Here is a 17,854-nt window from a genome sequence, read left to right as displayed (position 1 = left end):
ATTACCCTTTTACTATCCGGCGCAAGCCTAAACTATTGTCTTGCTTAATTGCAGGGAGTATATTCCGTTGCGGTAAGCCAAAGATTTTATTAAATGTACCACCGGGCCCGATAAGTGATTTTAATGACAGGGGGGATTAATACGTTGAACAATAAATTATTCACTTTAGTAAGCAATTGAATTTGAAGTTGTTAATGATGTGTTAAAAAATGTTAAAGCAAATTATATTACCTTACACTTCGATATTTTTGTAGAGGATGAAGAAAAAGAATATTGTTCTAATTACCGGCTTAATGGCATTTGCGCTGTTGGGGGTAATGGCTATGCAATTCTATTTCCTTCGCCAATCATACAGCCTGCAATCAAGCCTGTTTGATAGTTCGGTAAACCAGGCGCTTAACAATGTGGTGTCCAGAATAACTACGCAGGATGCCAACAAGTTTTTGATAGATAAAAGTAACCAGTTCAGGTTTACCAAGCAGGTTGATAGCGCGAAGTACGCTCCGCATAATTTAACAATAGCTCCATCAAACAACCTAACTAAATATAAAATAATTACAAGGGTTAAACCTATTGACAGCAATAAGTTAAGCCGCAAACGCCGCATAGCCCAGCTAAAAGACAGCGCCCAGCACCTGATGATGGATAACGTGCTTGATGAGGTACGGGGCAGGTTCAACTTGCAGGTAAAGGTTGAAGAGTATACCGACGAGTTTGGCAACGTGAGCCAAAATTTTATACCACAAATAACACAACGGACGGTTGACCCGCTTGAGCAAACGATACTAAAAGGCAAGCAGAAAAAGTATATTGATACCGTACACAAAGTTTACATTGACCCACTTTACGGTCCGCAGGTAATATCAATACCGCGGCTTAATCCTTTGTGGGTACAGCAACAGGCCCTGTTAAAACAGCAAATGCTGCGCCGTAAAAAGGTACAGCAATTAAAACAAGTGCAACGCTTATTGCAGATAGCAGCGGCGGATACGCCTAATAAAAGCAACGCTTTACCCGAAAAGCCGGGTGTTATAGCCAGCCTTGAGCGTGAGTACAGGCGTGCCGACGTGCCTTTAAAAGACCGTATAAACCAGTTTATATTGGATACCTTGCTGCGTGTTGAATTGCATAACCAGGGTATTGACCTGCCCTTTAGTTATGATGTTGCCAATATGGGTAACGATTCTATCATTTACTCAAAGGCTTTGGATACCAAGGGTGAGAAGCCCGTATTTTTAGCCAGCAACTCATACCAGCGGTCTATTTTTAACAATGCCGTTAACGACCCGGGTAAGATCCAGGTATCCTTCCCACAAAAAAACTCGGTAATATTGAACCGTATGGCAGCTACCATGGCTACTACAGGCGGTTTGCTTTTTGTGCTGATCTTCTGTTTTGGGTACACCATTTACTCTATATTAAGGCAAAAGAAGGTATCGGAAATGAAAACCGACTTTATCAATAACATGACGCATGAGTTTAAAACTCCGGTATCAACCATTATGATAGCCAGCGAGGCTTTAAAGGATGCCGAAATTGCCGAGGATAAAAACCGTGTTGCCAAGCTGGCCAATATTATTTACGAAGAGAATGTACGCTTAGGAAGCCATATTGAGCGCGTACTCAATATTGCCCGTATTGAAAAGGACGACTTTAAGCTCGATATCAGGCTGATAGATGTTAACGAAACGATTACTACGGTGCTTGATAGCATGCAATTGAAATTGCAGAAACATCATGTCAAAATAGACCTGAATTTGACCGACGAAGAAATGATGATCAAGGCTGATGAGCTGCATTTTAGCAACGTGATATACAACCTGATTGATAACGCCATTAAATACAGTAACGAAGAGCCAGAAATTACCATATCTACGTTAAGTAAAAACGGCCAGGCCATTATTAAAGTAGCCGATAAGGGCATTGGCATGAACAGCGATCAGCAGGCTAAAATATTTGAACAATTTTACCGCATACCAACCGGCAACCTGCACGATGTGAAGGGTTTTGGCTTAGGGTTGAGTTATGTAAATACCATAGTTAAGCGCCTTAACGGGACAATCAGTGTGAGATCGGAAAGAGAGAAGGGATCTGAATTTGAATTGAGGTTTAGCGAAATTTCACCTGATAAATAACCACTGAATGAAGATATTACTTGTTGAGGACGACCCGAATTTAGGCATGCTGCTACAGGATTACCTGCAGCTAAAAGGCAAGTTTGATGTGGTACTTTGTAAAGATGGCGATGAAGGCCTCAGGGCCTTTACCAAGGGTAATTATGATTTACTGATACTGGATGTGATGATGCCCAAAAAAGATGGCTTTACGCTGGGTAAAGAGATCAGAAAGATGAACCCTAAGGTACCCATCATTTTCGCTACGGCTAAGGCCATGATAGAGGATAAAACCCAGGCATTTAATTTGGGTGGCGATGATTATATTACCAAACCTTTCCGCATTGAAGAGCTGCTTTTGCGTATTAACGCTTTATTGAAACGGGTTAACGATAACGGCAAAGAAACCGGCGAAACCCTATCGCATTTTACGGTAGGTAAATACGAGTTTGATTACACCACCCAGATCATTAAGGACGGCGATCATCTGCAAAAGCTATCCACCAAAGAAGCTGAACTATTGCGCCTGCTATGCCTTAAACAAAACGAGGTTTTAACCCGCGAAGAGGCCCTGTTAAGCATTTGGCATGATGATAATTACTTTAATGGCCGCAGTATGGATGTGTTTTTAAGTAAAATACGCAAGTACCTGAAGGAAGACCCCAAAGTAGAGATCATTAATGTACATGGTAAAGGATATAAATTGCTGGTGAATTAATTTGGCGTTTCTTTTAATCTGGCTATTCTTTCGGGTTAAAAAAATCCTGCGGTTTTTAATGGTGCAATTGCGAGTGAAAGTATTGGCCTTGTGCGATTCCCCTCTTGAGAGGGGCGGAGGGGTGTCCTTTATGCGATCTCCTCGGTCGTGCGTAGAATGACACACCCCTGCCACTACACTTTCCAACTCGTCCCCCTCTCAAAAGGGGAATGAAAGATTAAGATATTATGGGTAAGGTTTCTATCTAGCACCTCATTCAAAATGATAGTTTTTATTTCAGCTCTCCCACCGTTTTCGAAGCGATCTGTACCGCGCGATAAGCGTTAACAATTCCACCCGATTTTGATAGCGTAGTAAAATCAACCTTTTGTGTGGTGCTGCCCGGTTTTAAAACCATAACGTTTACCGGTTTGGCCGATTTTAAGATAATCTGTTTTAATTGTTTTGCGCTTAGCGTTGGGTAATACTCTAATAGCAAAGCCGCTATACCCGCTGTTATTGGCGAGGCAAAACTTGTTCCATCGGCGGTATTAAATTCATCATCCTTATCTATCGATGTTACTTTAACGCCGGGGGCAAATACATCTACATTTTTTTTGCCATAGTTACTGAATTTGGCGGCAAGCTCTTCATTCCGTTTGGCTGATGATGCACCTACGTTGATCACATTATCGGCATCGGTTGCCGATCCATCTTCAAAAGCATCATTAGGGTATGATACGCGCGCGTCTACATCCTGGTTATCATTGCCGGCTGCCATTACTAACAACACGTTATGCGCGGCGGCATATTTAAAGGCATCGTCAACCCAGTTTTTGTGTGGCGACAGGCGTTTACCAAAACTCATGTTAACCACCCGCGCCCCATGGTCTACCGCGAAGCGGATAGCGTTGGCTACATCTTTATCATATTCATCGCCATTAGGCACGGCTTTAATGGGCATTATGCGCACATTATCGGCAACGCCATCAATGCCATAGCCATTACCACGTTTGGCGCCTATTAAACCGGCAACACCCGTTCCGTGCGATGCATCCGGAAACTTGAGCAGGTTGTTGCCATAATGCGGGTCGGTATCATCGTCAGGGTTATCACCCACCGTATTTTTACGGGCATCCAGATCGGGGCTGATATCGTTATTGGCTTTGGTAAACTCTTCGGTATAATCGTTTATCATTTTGCTGCTGTTAGACTCGGGAGATTGCTGCAAGGCTATCTTCCACAGGTCGCGACTTTGGATCTCAGCATCATCAGTGGTTTTAAACTTACTCAGATCGGTTAAGGTAAAGGCGGCATTGGCATCCATATGCAAACCCCGCTTAATGATAGCGCTGGTGGTTACCAAAGCATTTACAAAAGGCGCCATTTCTTTATAATCTTTTTGCGAACCCGCTACTGTAGAATCGCGGGTGGTTTTTACGGTGAGCCAGTAAGCGTATTCTTTTTTATCGGTAGCGGTTTCCTCGGTTAGGCCCATGTACTTGTTGCGCAGTTTGGCGTATTCACGTACCTCTTCGGTGGTTTCGTTAAAATCACATTTACCATTGGGGCCGCCTAAAAAATTCCAGCCGTGTACATCGTCAATATAACCGTCGTGGTCGTCGTCAATGCCGTTACCGGGGATTTCTTTGGTGTTGGTCCAGAGGATGTCTTTCAGGTCGCGCTGTAGTGTATCTGCACCGCTATCAATAGTGGCAACAATAATGGTTTTGCTTTTTTTGCCTTTAAGCAAGGTGTACGCTTGTTTTAAACTGATGCCGTAATAACCATCAAGCTTATAATCCAGCTGGTGCCAGTTTTTGGGTAATGGCTTTTCGGTTGTAGCCGGTAATAATTGGGCCGAAGCTGAAATATCGAACAACAAAACGGCACCAATAACAAAGCCGTAAATTTTATGAGAAATAGGAATCATCAAAAACTGGTATTACAAATTATACGATAGCAAACATAGATAAAACTTTCACTTTAAAATTTAAGTGTGTTGATACAGAAATATTACTTTATTAAAAGTGATTCCCGCACAGTTAACAGGTTGGAGCGGCAGTTGTTTGACCGCTGATTGGTTAGCTTAGATTTGACAACTTTTTAAAAGTTGTCAAATCTTGATACTCAATATATTTTTTGGTAAAAAGCTTTGAGCATGGCTTGCGGGTCGATGGCATTATTTACCGCTCCGGATACGGCTATCCCGGCGATACCGGTTTGCATCAGGTTTTCCGCATCGTTGAGTTGGATGCCGCCTACCGCTATTATGGGTATCGTTACCGGATGTTTTTCCAGATCGCGATAAGCATTGAATCCCAGTAATGGATAATCATTCGGTTTAGTATCGGTATGCGCGAAGGGCCCGTAGCCAACATAATCCGCAAAGCCTTGCTGTTGCAGGGATAGGATGCGCTCCAGATCAGTTGCCGATGCGCCAAGTGTTTTCTCATCGCTAATGATATCGCGGATAGCGGATAGATCGGCATCCATGCCTTCGATGTGAACGCCCTGCGCATCTACCTTGTCCAATAAATGATAATGATTGGTCAATATCAGCGTAGCGCCCCAATCGTCGCAGATGGAGGCTATTTCATGGATCTCGGGAATCATCTCCTCATCGGACTTATTCAAGCAGCGGTACTGTATCCAGTTCACGCCCGCCTGGCAAGCCATTTGTGTTTGTTGGGCATGGCTAAGATTGGGCAGATCCTGCGTGAGGTAATTGAAACGGGAGACGTATTTTTTCATTTCATGAGTCCGAAAGTCCGGAAGACCGAAAGTCGGGAAAGTCTGTTAACTCCGAAAGGAAAATCGTAATGAGATGAAAAAATAAAAGCCCGAAAGGTAACACTAAACATGCATCTTTCGGACTTTCCGACTTTCGGTCTTCCCGACTAAAACTATTTAACTATGTCTAATATCGGTAACCCGATAGCTCCATTTGGTGTTTGGATGTGTAATAAGGCGGATACGGTTGGTGCAATATCCGTCATGTGTACAGATGCATTGGTATGGCCGTGTGGAATACCCCAGCCCATAAATATCAGCGGGATGTGGGTATCATAAGGGTTCCAGGTGCCGTGGGTTGTGCCTGTAAGGCCATGCCCGTCGTACCAGGCCGGTTTTAAAATGATCTGGATGGCTCCGCTGCGCTCGGTATTGTAACCGTTAATGATACGGAGGCGTAACTGTTCGGGTATGCTTGCCACGCGTGAGTTTTGCATATCTATAGCGAAAGCTACGCCAGTTTGCTTTTGTAAAAAGGCGATGGCATCTTGTTTAATGGCGTATTCGCTCAGTTTTTTATCGGCGATAAGCGGGTTATTGAAATTAACCTGGTAATTGCCCAGATTGATAACTAAACCTTTAATACCATACTTGTTAGCCAAATAATAATTCAGACTATTTTTAATGTCGGATGCGGGCCAAATTCCCGAAGGTACATTGCGGTCACTTAAAAAAGTGCTGTTGTGGGCCGCGCCATGGTCGGCGGTTAAAAATACGGTATAGTTACCTTTACCTACCGTATTATCCAGATAGGTAAAAAAGCTGCCCAGGTCGCGGTCAAGGCGCAGGTAGGTATCTTCGGTTTCAACGGCGTTAACACCAAACTGGTGGCCAACATAATCTGTTGACGACAGGCTCACTGCTAAAAAATCGGTAACGGTATTTTTGCCCATTTTTTCGTTTTCGATAATGGCTTTGGCCATATCGAGCGTTAAGCTATTGCCATAAGGCGTGCTGCGGATAAGGCCGAAGTCTTTAGCATTTAATGCTGACGTTTTAACCGGCATGGTTGGGGCATCGGTGCCTTTAAATTTGCCTTCATACCGCGGGCTGTTATTATCAGTACTTTGCAGATAAGTGTTTACTGGGTACAGCGTATTCCAATCCTGTTTAATGTATTTATCGGCAAGTTTAAGGTTGTTAAATTTTTTAACCCAGTCAGGCAGGTCTTTCATGTAATAGGTACTGGTGATCCAGTTGCCGGTTGCATCATCAAACCAATAAGCGGCATTGGCTAAATGCCCCGCAGGTAAAATTCCGCCACGGTCTTTCAAGGCTACGCCGATCACTTTGGAGTGAAAGTTGGTGGCTAATCTTAATTCATCGGTAATGGTGGTGGTGAGCAAATTGCGTGGCGACATTTGCCCCGCGGTTGATGTGCTGCCCACGGTACTCACCGAAGTATCCTCGGCGCAATACATCGGTTTGCCCGTGGCCTGAATAATGAAATCATTCCCGGCTATGCCGTGTATAGCTGGTACGGTACCGGTATAGATACAGCTATGACCGGCGGCGGTTACGGTTGGGATATAATCCAGATTGGTATTATCGCAGCTAAAACCTTCGTTTAACAGGCGTTTGAAACCGGTGGTTTGATAGCGATCATAATAACGGTACAGGTAATCCCAGCGCATTTGATCAACCACAATGCCTATCACTAATTTAGGGCGGGGTACCTGTGTTGGGGCGGCAGTTACAGTTTTTTTTGTTTGGGCAGATACGGTAAGCGTTAAGCTTGTTATTAAAGCGATGGGTAGGTATTTGAATTTCATCATGGGTGATCAGTAAAATTCAAATATCAGAAATGCGATTCAATTGTAATGTGATTTTATTGTTAAGATAGGATTAAAGAGAGGGGATTGAATATCGCGTGGCGAATGACACACCCCTCTCAAGAGGGGAATCGCACATGCCCATGCTTTTGAATTGTGGGCTATACAGAAAACGTTAGCAAACTATGCTGACTTGCGGTATGAATATCGCGCCAAACACGGTTAAGTTCTGATTGGGTGCGGGCGGCATCGAGGCCACAGTAGGGGAAGAGCTCATCAACTATCTGGCGGGCTTTTTTGGCGAGCTTGCGGCTGGACTGGCTTACGCTTTGCAGGTTTACAGACTGGTTTAACGGATCGTTACTGGCATAATTTTTCCAGGAGCGGTCAACATCATCATAAAAAGATGCGCGGGCATGGTTCATTCGGCTCATTGACCAGTTTAATACCTCGTCAAGTTCGGCACTTTGGGTGTTGTTCAGTTTTTTGCTGATACGCTTTTGTTGGAAAGTATCTTTACAAAGATCGATAAAGTGAATGGCCATGCCGGAGATATTGGCGGCCAGTGTAGCTTCGGCTAATTGGTGGAATGGATAAATGTATAACGGGCTATTTACTTTAATAGCTGATGGATCAATTTTGAATATTCTTTTCTCGGGAACTACTACATCTTTAACCTCAAAGCTATGGCTTCCGGTTGCTACCATGCCGTTGTAGGCCCAGGCAGATATTACATTCACTTCTTCTTTTTTAAATACAAAGGGCCGTATTAATTGCTCCCCGTTTTTATTTAAAACCGGTTCTCCGTTTTGGGTGATGTTGCAGTTAGCGGTAAAGTGGGTGGTGTTTAATGCTCCACTGGCGTATTGCCATGTGCCGTTGATCAGGTATCCTTCCTCTGTGATGGCGGCTGTTCCGGTTGGCGCTCCGCTTCCGGCAAGGCAAATATCGCGGTTAGCGAATATTTCTTTGGCATATTGAGGGTCCAGAAATCCGCCGAACCAGCCTGCGCCGGTACATAAGGTAATTACCCAGCCTAAGCTACCATCGGCCCAAGCCAGGGCTTCAATCAGGCGAACTTCGCTATTCAGATCCATTTCTAAACCGCCGTATTGTTTTGGTACCAGCATTTTGAACCATTGCTGCTGATAGATCAACTCTAACTGCTCGGGCAATAGCTGGCGGGCTTGTTCGGCCGCTGTCGCTGTTTCGCGGATGAGCGTGATATGCTCGGGTTGGAGTTGGTTTGATGGGTGGGATTCGATTTGCATTGAACTCATTGAATAGATTAAACATTGTATATGTTCTTTTGTCTTGATACAAAAGAACCAAAAAATCAAGTCAGCAAAAAGGCTTCTGTGCCGCACAGGCCTTTCACGCACAGAGGGCAGAACTCACGGCTGAATGCTTGTGCCCCTTAGGCTGCATAGGCCAGCGCTATGCACAATCAGGAGGCCCTCCAGCCGCACAGCCTTACACGTTCTGTCCACTTTCCCGAAGCTGCTTTACTGACAAAAACGGTACAAATAGGCATTAAGGTGTTTGACTAACGAGATTTTCTGTTGTCTTTTCTCTATTATATATCCTCATCCAATCAATAAATCCCCATATGCCTATGATGAATAGAAAGATGGTTAAAAAGCCAAACAGAGGCAGGTGTTTGTAAAATAATAACGGCACAGCGAAAATGTTGGACAGATTGAGTAACAACCAGTTTTCTATTTTACGGCGGGCAAGCAGCCACATTCCCGCCCAGGCGCTTGATGATACGAAGGCATCCCAGATGGGTACGGTTGATGGCGGGAAATTGAATTTCCAAAATACCAGGCCGTGATTTAGTATGAGGTATAACAGCAACCATCCCGCAAAGGTGATGGCTATTGTAACGCTCCACTCGACGGGTGTGCTCCAGGTTACTTTTACGGGTGGTTCATCCTTCTTTTTTATCCAGTAATACCAACCGTAAAAACTCATTACTAAATAGTATATACTCAATAACGATTCGCCGTATAGGTTAACTTCCATGAGTTGATAAATACCCAACACGATACCTATGATACCTGTTGGGTATAACCATACATTATTTATCCGCGCAAGCAAAACTTCGGCAATGCTCATGATAACGGCTATCCAACCTATTAAGTTAGTACCCCTCATCTGCTCCATGAACAATTGAATTAGCTGATGCGCGCTCATTGTTAAAATGCTAAACTAAGTGATAGTAAAAAGTTGCGTGTGGCCTGTGGGTAGTAGTAATTGGTATCAATACGTTTAGCGCTTTCTATGTAAGCATAGGTATAGCCGTTGGCCGAATAGAGGGTACTAAACAGGTTATTTACCAGTAATGATACGCCGATGTTTTTTACCGATTTGGTGCTGAAGCCATAACGCAAGCGTGCACTATTCACAAAAAAACCGTCGATTTTACGGGTGTTGTTTGATGTGTTATCCAGATATTGCTTACCTACATATTTGCTGATCAGGGCAATTTCGCCGCCTTTTACAGGTGCAAAACTGAATTCGCTCGAGGCTACTACGCTTGGTGAAAAGGCGATATCGGTAGTTGTAAACTTGTTTTCGTCCTGGCCCCCGGTATCGTAGTTATCTACAAACTCGTTAAAGTTTTTCACTTTGTTGGCGCTTAATGATAATGTTGCCGCCCAGTATAATTGTGGTATTATGCGCAGTTTGCTATCCAGCTCAACGCCTAAACGATAGCTATCGGCTACATTGCTACGGATGTATTCGCCTACATCGTTGATCTGGCCGGTTAGGATCAGCTGATCTTTATAGTCCATAAAAAAGCCGTTAATGCCAAAGTTAAAGCCAGAGTAGTTTGCCCGGTAACCTATTTCAAGGTCTTTCATGTTTTCGGGTTTGGGGCGGCTATCGGGTGTAGAGTTGGTGTAATCGTTACGGTTAGGCTCGTGATTGGCTATCGCGAATGAGGCGTAAACGTTATTGTTGGTGTTGATCTGGTAGGTTATACCTGCCTTGGGATTGAAAAAATCGAGTTTGGCTTCTTGCTGAACATTGTTCAGGTTACGATCAAAACCGAGGAAAGAATAATTTAGATGGCGGTATTGCAGATCAGCGAGAAGCGTAAATTGATTAATTTTGATATCAGCTTTAGCAAAAATATTAAAATCGGTTTTTTTAGCGTTATTACGGGAATACTCGTAATCAGGGCCGATGTGCAGATTGTCTTGACTCCACTGTATGTTATTATAATGGCGACCCTTGTACTCGTTATAGGCACCACCTAAAACAAAGTTGAGGTTGTTTTTTGGCGTATAGTTAAAGTTGTAAGTCAAACCATAAAAGTCGTTATCCAACCATAAGCGGCGTACCAGATCGGTAGTGGTAACACCTACAACGGCAGGGTCTAAACCGTAGCTGGTAACAGGGTTATAATCAGGATCGGCATTTTTATATTCTTCGTAATAGCCAAAGCCGCGGGTATAATGCAAGGCCCCGTTAAACGATAATACATCCGATAGCTTTTGGGTTACCAATAGCTGCGCGTAGTTTTGGGTGTAGTTATCGGTTTCGTTGTTGTAAAACGTTCCGTTTGATTCGAGGCCAAGCTCGTTGTACTGGCGGTTTTTAGCGAGCATGGTTTGTTCAACACCGTTCCAGGCCTGGTAGGTTTTTTCGTAGCCGGAGAATACGTTGGCACGGATGAGCGTGTTTTTACCATAGTAAGCAGCACTCAAAAAGTAAGATTTAAGATCAGACGAAGCTCGATTAATATACCCGTCAGACTTAATACGCGATAAGCGGCCATCAAAACTAAACTTACCATCTATCAATCCGGAGCCTATGCTCACCGTATTTTTGAGGGTATTGTATGAACCGAAGGTATTGTTCAACTCGGCATAGCCGGTATCGCGGCGGGTAGTAGTTTGCATGTTAATGCTGGCCCCAAACGCGCCCGCGCCATTGGTTGATGTACCTATACCACGCTGAATCTGGATATTATCTACAGACGAAACCAAATCGGGCAGATCAATAAAATAAGCTCCCTGGTCTTCGGCATCGTTTAGCGGGATACCGTTTAAGGTAAGGTTAGTCCGGGTTGCATCGGAGCCACGGATACGGATCCCTGTGTAGCCTACTCCGGCACCTGCATCGGAAGTAACCACCACCGATGGGGTTTGATTAAGCAGGAAAGGCAGATCCTGACCGAGATTGTTTTTTTCGAGATCTTTTTTATTGAGATTAGTGAAGGCCGTTGCCGCATTATTTGATGCCCGGGTTGATTTAACGGTAACCTCGTCAGTAACTTGGGTTGATTTGTTTAGGGCGAAATTTTGTGTTGAATTGGCAGTTAAGTTAATAGATACATGCGCCAACTGATAACCAACGTAGCTTACTTTGATGGTGTAACTACCCGAGCGGATGTTTTTGATGAGGTAACTACCTTTAGCATCGGCTACCGCGTTGAGGTAGGTATTATCGATACTAATGGTTGCGCCGGGCAGAGTTTCGCCGGTACGCTGATCTGTGATTTTTCCGGATACGGAAAACTGGGCCGCGGCCCAAAAAGGCAGCACAAGGCCAGTAATGGCTAATAATAATTTTTTCAATTGTTTTTAAATTAAATTGAGTTAAACCATCTGCCCGTCAGGGTGAACACGCAGTACACTTAACTATTTTATTTTACCTCTCCCTACGCCGGCATTACCCGGATCAGGTGCATGGACTTTTTGAAGAAGGAGCAAAGAGAAAAGACAAATGACTTTTAACTTTTTACTTTCAACTCAAAGTTCAATGGGTTTGATCTCAGCCTGTCTTTCAGTTTGGTTAACACAATTTGCAATTTGTGTTATCGTTCCAAAGCAAGGCACCCCTTGAGAATTACGTGGCAAATATAGGTTTAGATTTTGGAAATCGAAATTTTGATTTCCATTTAGTTTAAAACTGGCAATTTTGGAGCCTTTTTTGTATATTTGTTAGAGGCCATTTAAAACATTAATTGTTTAAACCTAAATTAAAGATAGCCCGCATTACTTTTTGAAAATACCCATATTTACCCATGAGTAAACTTTTATCCTTTAAGTATACTTTGACTTTACTGATGTTTTGCGGTTTGGCAGCGCATGCGCAGATATTGCATATTGATAGCGTAGGCTGCGAAGTGAATGAAACCGATACATCATACCTCAACAAAATGGTGAGGCACGAAGGGCAGTTTTATAATCAGATATTCAATACACATTTAAACGATACGGCTAGCATTAGAATCAGCATTTACGGGAAAAACAAGGCCTATGTTAAGGCGGTAAAAGCCACCGGGTTAAAAGATTTGACCAACGGCATGTACTCTGCCGAGCAAAACCGGACGTTTGTTTTTAAGAATGAAGCGTTTATGCACGTTATACTCCGATCAGTTAGTAACAACCTTTGGCGTTATAATTACCCCAACGCGCCCAAGTGGTTAACCGAGGGCAGCGCAACCGTAATGAGTTTTATTGATGAAGACGAAAACAGGAAATTGATATATACCCCTAATTTTGATTATAATAAACAAATAAAAGACCTAACCTGGGGCGATGGGATTGACTTTGACGCGCTGTTTATGGATAACAATACCGATTGGAACAGTAAAGCCAGCACAAATGGTAAGGTATTGCACGCGGTTTCTTTTTGCGTGTTTTATTTTTTGGTGATACAGGACAAGGATTATTTAACCCCTATTGTTGCGTCACTTAAACAAGGGCATACCGCTGATGAGGCTTTCGCGAGCGCTTTTGGCAGTTTTGGCGTTTTTAAAGACAAGTTTACTTTTTATTACAGGTACCTGGTAAAATCAAGGTTTAGTTCAGCTTCGATGTAATGGCTTTGAAAAATTCCCCCTTATTCCCCCCTTTAAATTGATAAGTCTCAAATCTAACAGCTCAATACTCACATCTAATTAAGAAAATGTTACTTTTGCAGACTTTTATTGAATAACTATGCTTAGAACTCATACATGTGGCGATTTAAACATCAGCCACTTAGGTCAAACGGTTACTTTATGCGGATGGGTACAAAAATCGCGCGATTTGGGCGGTACCACATTTATTGATATGCGCGACCGTTATGGTTTAACCCAATTGGTATTTAATGCCGAAACCAGCGATGCCATGCGCGAGGTGAGCCGCGAACTGGGCCGTGAGTTTGTGATCAAAGTTACCGGTAAGGTTGTTGAGCGTTCAAACAAGAATGCCAAAATTGCTACCGGCGAGATAGAAATTGTAGTTGCCGAAATTGAGATATTGAACGCGGCTAAAATTCCACCTTTTTTGATAGAAGATGATACCGATGGCGGCGAGGAACTACGTGCCAAATACCGTTACCTTGATCTGCGCCGTGCGCCGATACGTAACAACATGATACTTCGCCACAAAATGGCGCAGGAAGTGCGTAAGTATTTGGATGGCCTGAACTTTATTGAGGTTGAAACCCCTGTGCTGATCAAATCGACCCCGGAAGGCGCGCGCGATTTTGTGGTGCCAAGCCGCATGAATCCGGGTGAGTTTTATGCTTTGCCGCAATCGCCGCAAACATTTAAGCAATTGCTGATGGTGAGCGGGTTTGACCGTTACTTCCAGATAGTTAAATGTTTTAGGGATGAGGATTTACGTGCCGACCGCCAGCCAGAATTTACCCAAATAGATTGCGAAATGAGTTTCATTACGCAGGAAGATATATTGAACACCTTTGAGGGTTTAGCCCGCACGCTGTTTAAAAACGTAAAGGGTATTGATCTGATCGATTTCCCGAGGATGCAATATGCGGATGCGATGCGTTTGTATGGGTCGGATAAACCAGATGTGCGTTTTGGGATGCAGTTTGTGGAGATGAATGATCTGGTTAAAGGCAAAGGTTTTGGCGTATTTGATAATGCCGAACTGGTTGTTGGTATTAATGCCAAAGGTGCCGCCGAATATACCCGCAAGCAATTGGATGAATTAACCGAATGGTTAAAACGCCCGCAAATTGGCGCTACAGGCTTGATCTATCTTCGCCATAATGCGGATGGTAGCTTAAAATCGTCGGTTGATAAGTTTTACAGTGAAGATGAATTGAAAAAATGGTCGGCAGCATTTGATACCCAACCGGGTGATCTGGTATTGGTATTGGCCGGGCAGACCGATAAAGTACGTAAGCAAATGAACGAACTACGCCTGGAGATGGGTACACGTTTAGGCTTACGCGACAAGAATACATTCGCACCGCTATGGGTATTGGATTTCCCTTTACTGGAGTGGGACGAGGAAACAGAGCGTTACCACGCTATGCACCACCCGTTCACATCACCAAAGCCTCAGGATATTGCCATGCTTGAAACCAACCCGGGAGCTGTGCGAGCAGATGCCTACGATATGGTGATCAATGGTATTGAAGTAGGTGGCGGTTCTATCCGGATCCACGACAGGGAATTGCAAGCGCTGATGTTCAAACACCTTGGTTTTTCGCCAGAAGAGGCACAAAAGCAATTTGGCTTTTTGATGGATGCCTTTGAGTTTGGCGCGCCACCACATGGCGGGCTCGCTTTTGGTTTTGACAGGTTGTGTTCAATTTTCGCTGGTCTGGATTCTATCCGTGATGTGATCGCCTTCCCTAAAAACAACTCGGGACGTGATGTGATGATCGACTCGCCATCAACCATTGATGATAAGCAATTGAATGAGTTGAAGATCAAAACAACGGTATAAATTTTATTCGTTATCTTTATGCTATGGAATCAGCTATAATATCAGGAGAATCTAAAAAGGACATTCAGCTTTTATTAAGCATAGCAGAAAAAATGGGTATAAAGGCCAAATTTCTTACTAAAGACGAAGTTGAGGATATTGGTATGGCGAAAGCTATAAAGCAAGGTGAAACCGGAGAGTTGATAGATACGGATCAATTTCTAAAATCCTTGGAATGATTGTCAAAATTGATAAAAGCTTTCAAAAAGACACCAATAAAATTAATGATCGTAAAATAAAGCTTTTAATCATTGAGCGGTTAAACAGCTACAATTAGCAAACTAATAACCAATCTAAAAAAGTTAACCGGATACAAAGCCCTTTATCGCATTAGATTAGGCAATTATCGAATTGGTTTAAGACATACCGACGATAATGAAATAGTTCTGATTAGATTTTTGCATCGTAAAGAGATTTATCAAAAGTGGCCGTAGTTAATCTCTTCTTATAATCTTATATGAAAAAATATACTTTTTTACTGATAATTATCGCATTCTTATCGGCTTGCGGTAAAAAAGAAACACCCTTTGATCCTGCTGCGCAAGCAGCTACTGATGATGCGGCTATACAAGCGTATATAAAAACCAATAATATTCCGGTAACCAAAAATGCGTCAGGATTATATTACCAAATTATTACCCAGGGAACGGGCGTAAATCCTACAGCCTCTTCAACAGTATCTGCAAATTACACTGGCAAATTATTAAATGGTAGTATTTTTGACCAGACAACCGCAAGCACAGGCTCCCGTAGCTTTCCTTTAAATCAGGTTATACAGGGCTGGACAATAGGAATTCCGTTAGTTAAAGTTGGTGGCCGTATATTGCTGATCATACCATCCGGACTTGGTTATGGTAACTCAGATAAGGGTTCTATACCAGCAAATTCGGTATTAGTTTTTACTATTGATGTATTGAGTTCTAACTAATTATTAGGCTTTCTCTATCAAACAAACGGCGTAAGCTACCACACCTTCTTCGCGGCCTATAAAGCCCATTTGTTCGTTGGTGGTGGCTTTGATAGAGATATCCTCTTCGCTGATGCTGATGGCTTCGGCAATGTGTTTTTTCATGGCCGGGATATGCGGGTTTATTTTGGGTGCTTCAAGGCATACCATGGCATCAATGTTGCCGATAGTGAATCCCTTTCCGGCGATAAGCTTAACCACTTCTTGTAAAAGGATCACACTGCTGATACCTTTCCAGCGATCATCGGTGTTAGAAAAATGATAGCCAATATCGCGCATGTTAGCGGCCCCAAGCAGGGCATCGCATATCGCGTGAAGCAAAACATCGGCATCGGAGTGCCCGTAAGCGCCCGAGTGGTGATCAAGCTTTACACCACCTAAAACAAAAGGATGATTGCTGCGCAATTGGTGCACATCAAAACCAAAGCCTACTTTAATTTTCATCAGAATAATTTGTTTTTTAATGGTGATGAAGCTATCATGAGCCAGATTAATATCATTCCGGTTGGCGAGCCTTAGCTCATGATGGTTTCATAGTTATTTGTTGCCCCCGAATTTATAGCTTAGTGTGAAACGGAGGGTATTGGCTAAAGGGCTTTGAGCTTGGTTAGCAATAAGGTATGCAAAATCGAACACAATCGCGTCGTATTTTAAACCTGCGCCCAAAGTTAAATACTGGCGGTTGCCTTTGTTGGGGTTTTCGTAAAAATAACCTGCGCGTATGGCAAATTGTTTGTTGTACCAATACTCGGCAGCAGGCGAAAAGCTGATCTCCTGAAACTCTTCGCTCAAGCCTCCGGGAGCATCGAACATTGAGCCGAAAATACCCGATACTGTAGATACATTATCATCTTTTCCGGATATGATCTTTCCGTTGGAGTCACGTAGGGGTGGAGTTGGAACCAGTAGCTTGTTCACATCAAGTGTTAACGTAAGCTGGTTATATTCGTCCAGATCTAAGGTATTTGCTACTCCGAATTTAAAGTTGGTAGGTAAAAAATACTTCTGGCCACCATCGGTATAACCAACTTTGGTACCTATATTTGAAATATTTGCTCCGAAGGCGAAAACGGCATCTTTACCAAATTGCTCGGTTTTCTTTTTGTAATACACAGATACATCGGCAGCAACGGCATTAGCGGCATTGATTTGCTGTCCCTGAACAAAAGCGCCATTACTTAAACTTGAGTGGATGTAGCGCAAGGTTACACCCAGCGAAAAATCTTGGCCAAATTTACGGGCGAAGGTGCCGTCAATAGAAAACTCGTTGGGGCGATAAGTACCCTGCGCGGTTTGGTACTGATCAAATAGCTCTATAGTGCCCAGGTTAAAATAGCGTAATGAGGCGCCTATGGCATTACGATCATCCAGTTTTTTAGCAAAACTGAGGTAGGTAAGGTTAACATCGGGTAATAAATGACGCAGCCATGGGCTGTATGACAGTGAAATATTGGCGTTATTATCCTCCAAGAATGCAAGTTTAGAGGGATTCCAATAGCTGGCGTTCACATCCGGAGATAGGGCTGCGCCGGCATCACCCATAGCTCCGGAACGGGAATCGGGCGATACGGTTAAAAAAGGTACGGCTGTAGGAATAGCGTTAACCGAGCTACCATTGGTGCTTGTTGCACCTGTACCAACAGATTGTGCCCATGCATTGCTGCAAACAGTTAATGTAACCGAACACGATATTATCCGTATAAAATGCTTGGTGAAAAAATTCATCGCCGTAATTTAGAACTTATTTTTTAATTAATAGTTACTTATTT

At 43.3% G+C, this 17,854-nt stretch carries 14 protein-coding genes; 6 read left to right on the top strand and 8 right to left on the bottom strand.

Annotated features, from left to right (window positions below; all coding sequences use genetic code 11):
- Window positions 1–257: 257 nt before the first annotated feature.
- Complete coding sequence (locus ABIN91_RS21185) at window positions 258–2,135, top strand: HAMP domain-containing sensor histidine kinase (RefSeq protein WP_348053611.1); 1,878 nt, start codon at window positions 258–260, stop codon at window positions 2,133–2,135.
- Window positions 2,136–2,142: 7 nt separating this feature from the next.
- Complete coding sequence (locus ABIN91_RS21180) at window positions 2,143–2,832, top strand: response regulator transcription factor (RefSeq protein WP_348053610.1); 690 nt, start codon at window positions 2,143–2,145, stop codon at window positions 2,830–2,832.
- 271 nt (window positions 2,833–3,103) lie between these two features.
- Here the strand turns inward: ABIN91_RS21180 and ABIN91_RS21175 are convergent, their stop codons facing one another.
- The 6 genes from ABIN91_RS21175 to ABIN91_RS21150 all read right to left on the bottom strand — a co-directional run bounded on the left by ABIN91_RS21175 (window position 3,104) and on the right by ABIN91_RS21150 (window position 11,965).
- Window positions 3,104–4,744, bottom strand: coding sequence for a S8 family serine peptidase (locus ABIN91_RS21175; protein WP_348053609.1), 1,641 nt, complete (start codon window positions 4,742–4,744; stop codon window positions 3,104–3,106).
- A gap of 197 nt (window positions 4,745–4,941) precedes the next feature.
- On the bottom strand, window positions 4,942–5,565 hold the full coding sequence (locus tag ABIN91_RS21170) for a thiamine phosphate synthase (protein ID WP_348053607.1): 624 nt from the start codon (window positions 5,563–5,565) through the stop codon (window positions 4,942–4,944).
- Between the two features lie 152 nt (window positions 5,566–5,717).
- Window positions 5,718–7,376 (bottom strand): alkaline phosphatase PafA, encoded by a 1,659-nt coding sequence (gene pafA / locus ABIN91_RS21165; protein ID WP_348053621.1) that lies wholly within the window; start codon window positions 7,374–7,376, stop codon window positions 5,718–5,720.
- A gap of 161 nt (window positions 7,377–7,537) precedes the next feature.
- Complete coding sequence (locus ABIN91_RS21160) at window positions 7,538–8,647, bottom strand: acyl-CoA dehydrogenase family protein (RefSeq protein WP_348053605.1); 1,110 nt, start codon at window positions 8,645–8,647, stop codon at window positions 7,538–7,540.
- Window positions 8,648–8,909: 262 nt separating this feature from the next.
- Window positions 8,910–9,542, bottom strand: coding sequence for a nicotinamide riboside transporter PnuC (pnuC, locus tag ABIN91_RS21155; RefSeq protein ID WP_348053604.1), 633 nt, complete (start codon window positions 9,540–9,542; stop codon window positions 8,910–8,912).
- 32 nt (window positions 9,543–9,574) lie between these two features.
- Window positions 9,575–11,965 (bottom strand): TonB-dependent receptor, encoded by a 2,391-nt coding sequence (locus tag ABIN91_RS21150; protein ID WP_348053602.1) that lies wholly within the window; start codon window positions 11,963–11,965, stop codon window positions 9,575–9,577.
- A 449-nt stretch (window positions 11,966–12,414) separates the two neighbouring features.
- On the opposite strand from ABIN91_RS21150, the gene ABIN91_RS21145 reads away from it, so the two are divergent.
- The 4 genes from ABIN91_RS21145 to ABIN91_RS21130 all read left to right on the top strand — a co-directional run bounded on the left by ABIN91_RS21145 (window position 12,415) and on the right by ABIN91_RS21130 (window position 16,046).
- Window positions 12,415–13,215 carry a hypothetical protein gene (locus tag ABIN91_RS21145; RefSeq protein ID WP_348053601.1) on the top strand — a complete coding sequence of 267 codons (801 nt, stop codon included), beginning with the start codon at window positions 12,415–12,417 and terminating at the stop codon, window positions 13,213–13,215.
- 118 nt (window positions 13,216–13,333) lie between these two features.
- A complete protein-coding gene (gene aspS, locus ABIN91_RS21140) occupies window positions 13,334–15,079 on the top strand; it encodes an aspartate--tRNA ligase (protein ID WP_348053599.1) in 1,746 nt (581 codons plus the stop codon).
- 23 nt (window positions 15,080–15,102) lie between these two features.
- Window positions 15,103–15,297, top strand: coding sequence for a hypothetical protein (locus tag ABIN91_RS21135; RefSeq protein WP_348053598.1), 195 nt, complete (start codon window positions 15,103–15,105; stop codon window positions 15,295–15,297).
- A gap of 278 nt (window positions 15,298–15,575) precedes the next feature.
- Complete coding sequence (locus ABIN91_RS21130; protein ID WP_348053597.1) at window positions 15,576–16,046, top strand: FKBP-type peptidyl-prolyl cis-trans isomerase; 471 nt, start codon at window positions 15,576–15,578, stop codon at window positions 16,044–16,046.
- Window positions 16,047–16,049: 3 nt separating this feature from the next.
- Here ABIN91_RS21130 and ispF read toward each other — a convergent pair whose 3' ends face one another.
- A complete protein-coding gene (gene ispF, locus ABIN91_RS21125) occupies window positions 16,050–16,529 on the bottom strand; it encodes a 2-C-methyl-D-erythritol 2,4-cyclodiphosphate synthase (RefSeq protein ID WP_348053596.1) in 480 nt (159 codons plus the stop codon).
- Between the two features lie 93 nt (window positions 16,530–16,622).
- Window positions 16,623–17,810, bottom strand: coding sequence for a type IX secretion system outer membrane channel protein PorV (porV, locus tag ABIN91_RS21120; RefSeq protein ID WP_348053595.1), 1,188 nt, complete (start codon window positions 17,808–17,810; stop codon window positions 16,623–16,625).
- Window positions 17,811–17,854 lie beyond the last annotated feature (44 nt).

This window comes from Mucilaginibacter sp. (assembly GCF_039921305.1).
In the GTDB taxonomy this organism is placed as follows: Bacteria; Bacteroidota; Bacteroidia; order Sphingobacteriales; family Sphingobacteriaceae; genus Mucilaginibacter.
The sequence above is the reverse complement of the archived record's forward strand: the minus strand, read 5'-3'. Positions and strand labels throughout refer to the sequence as shown.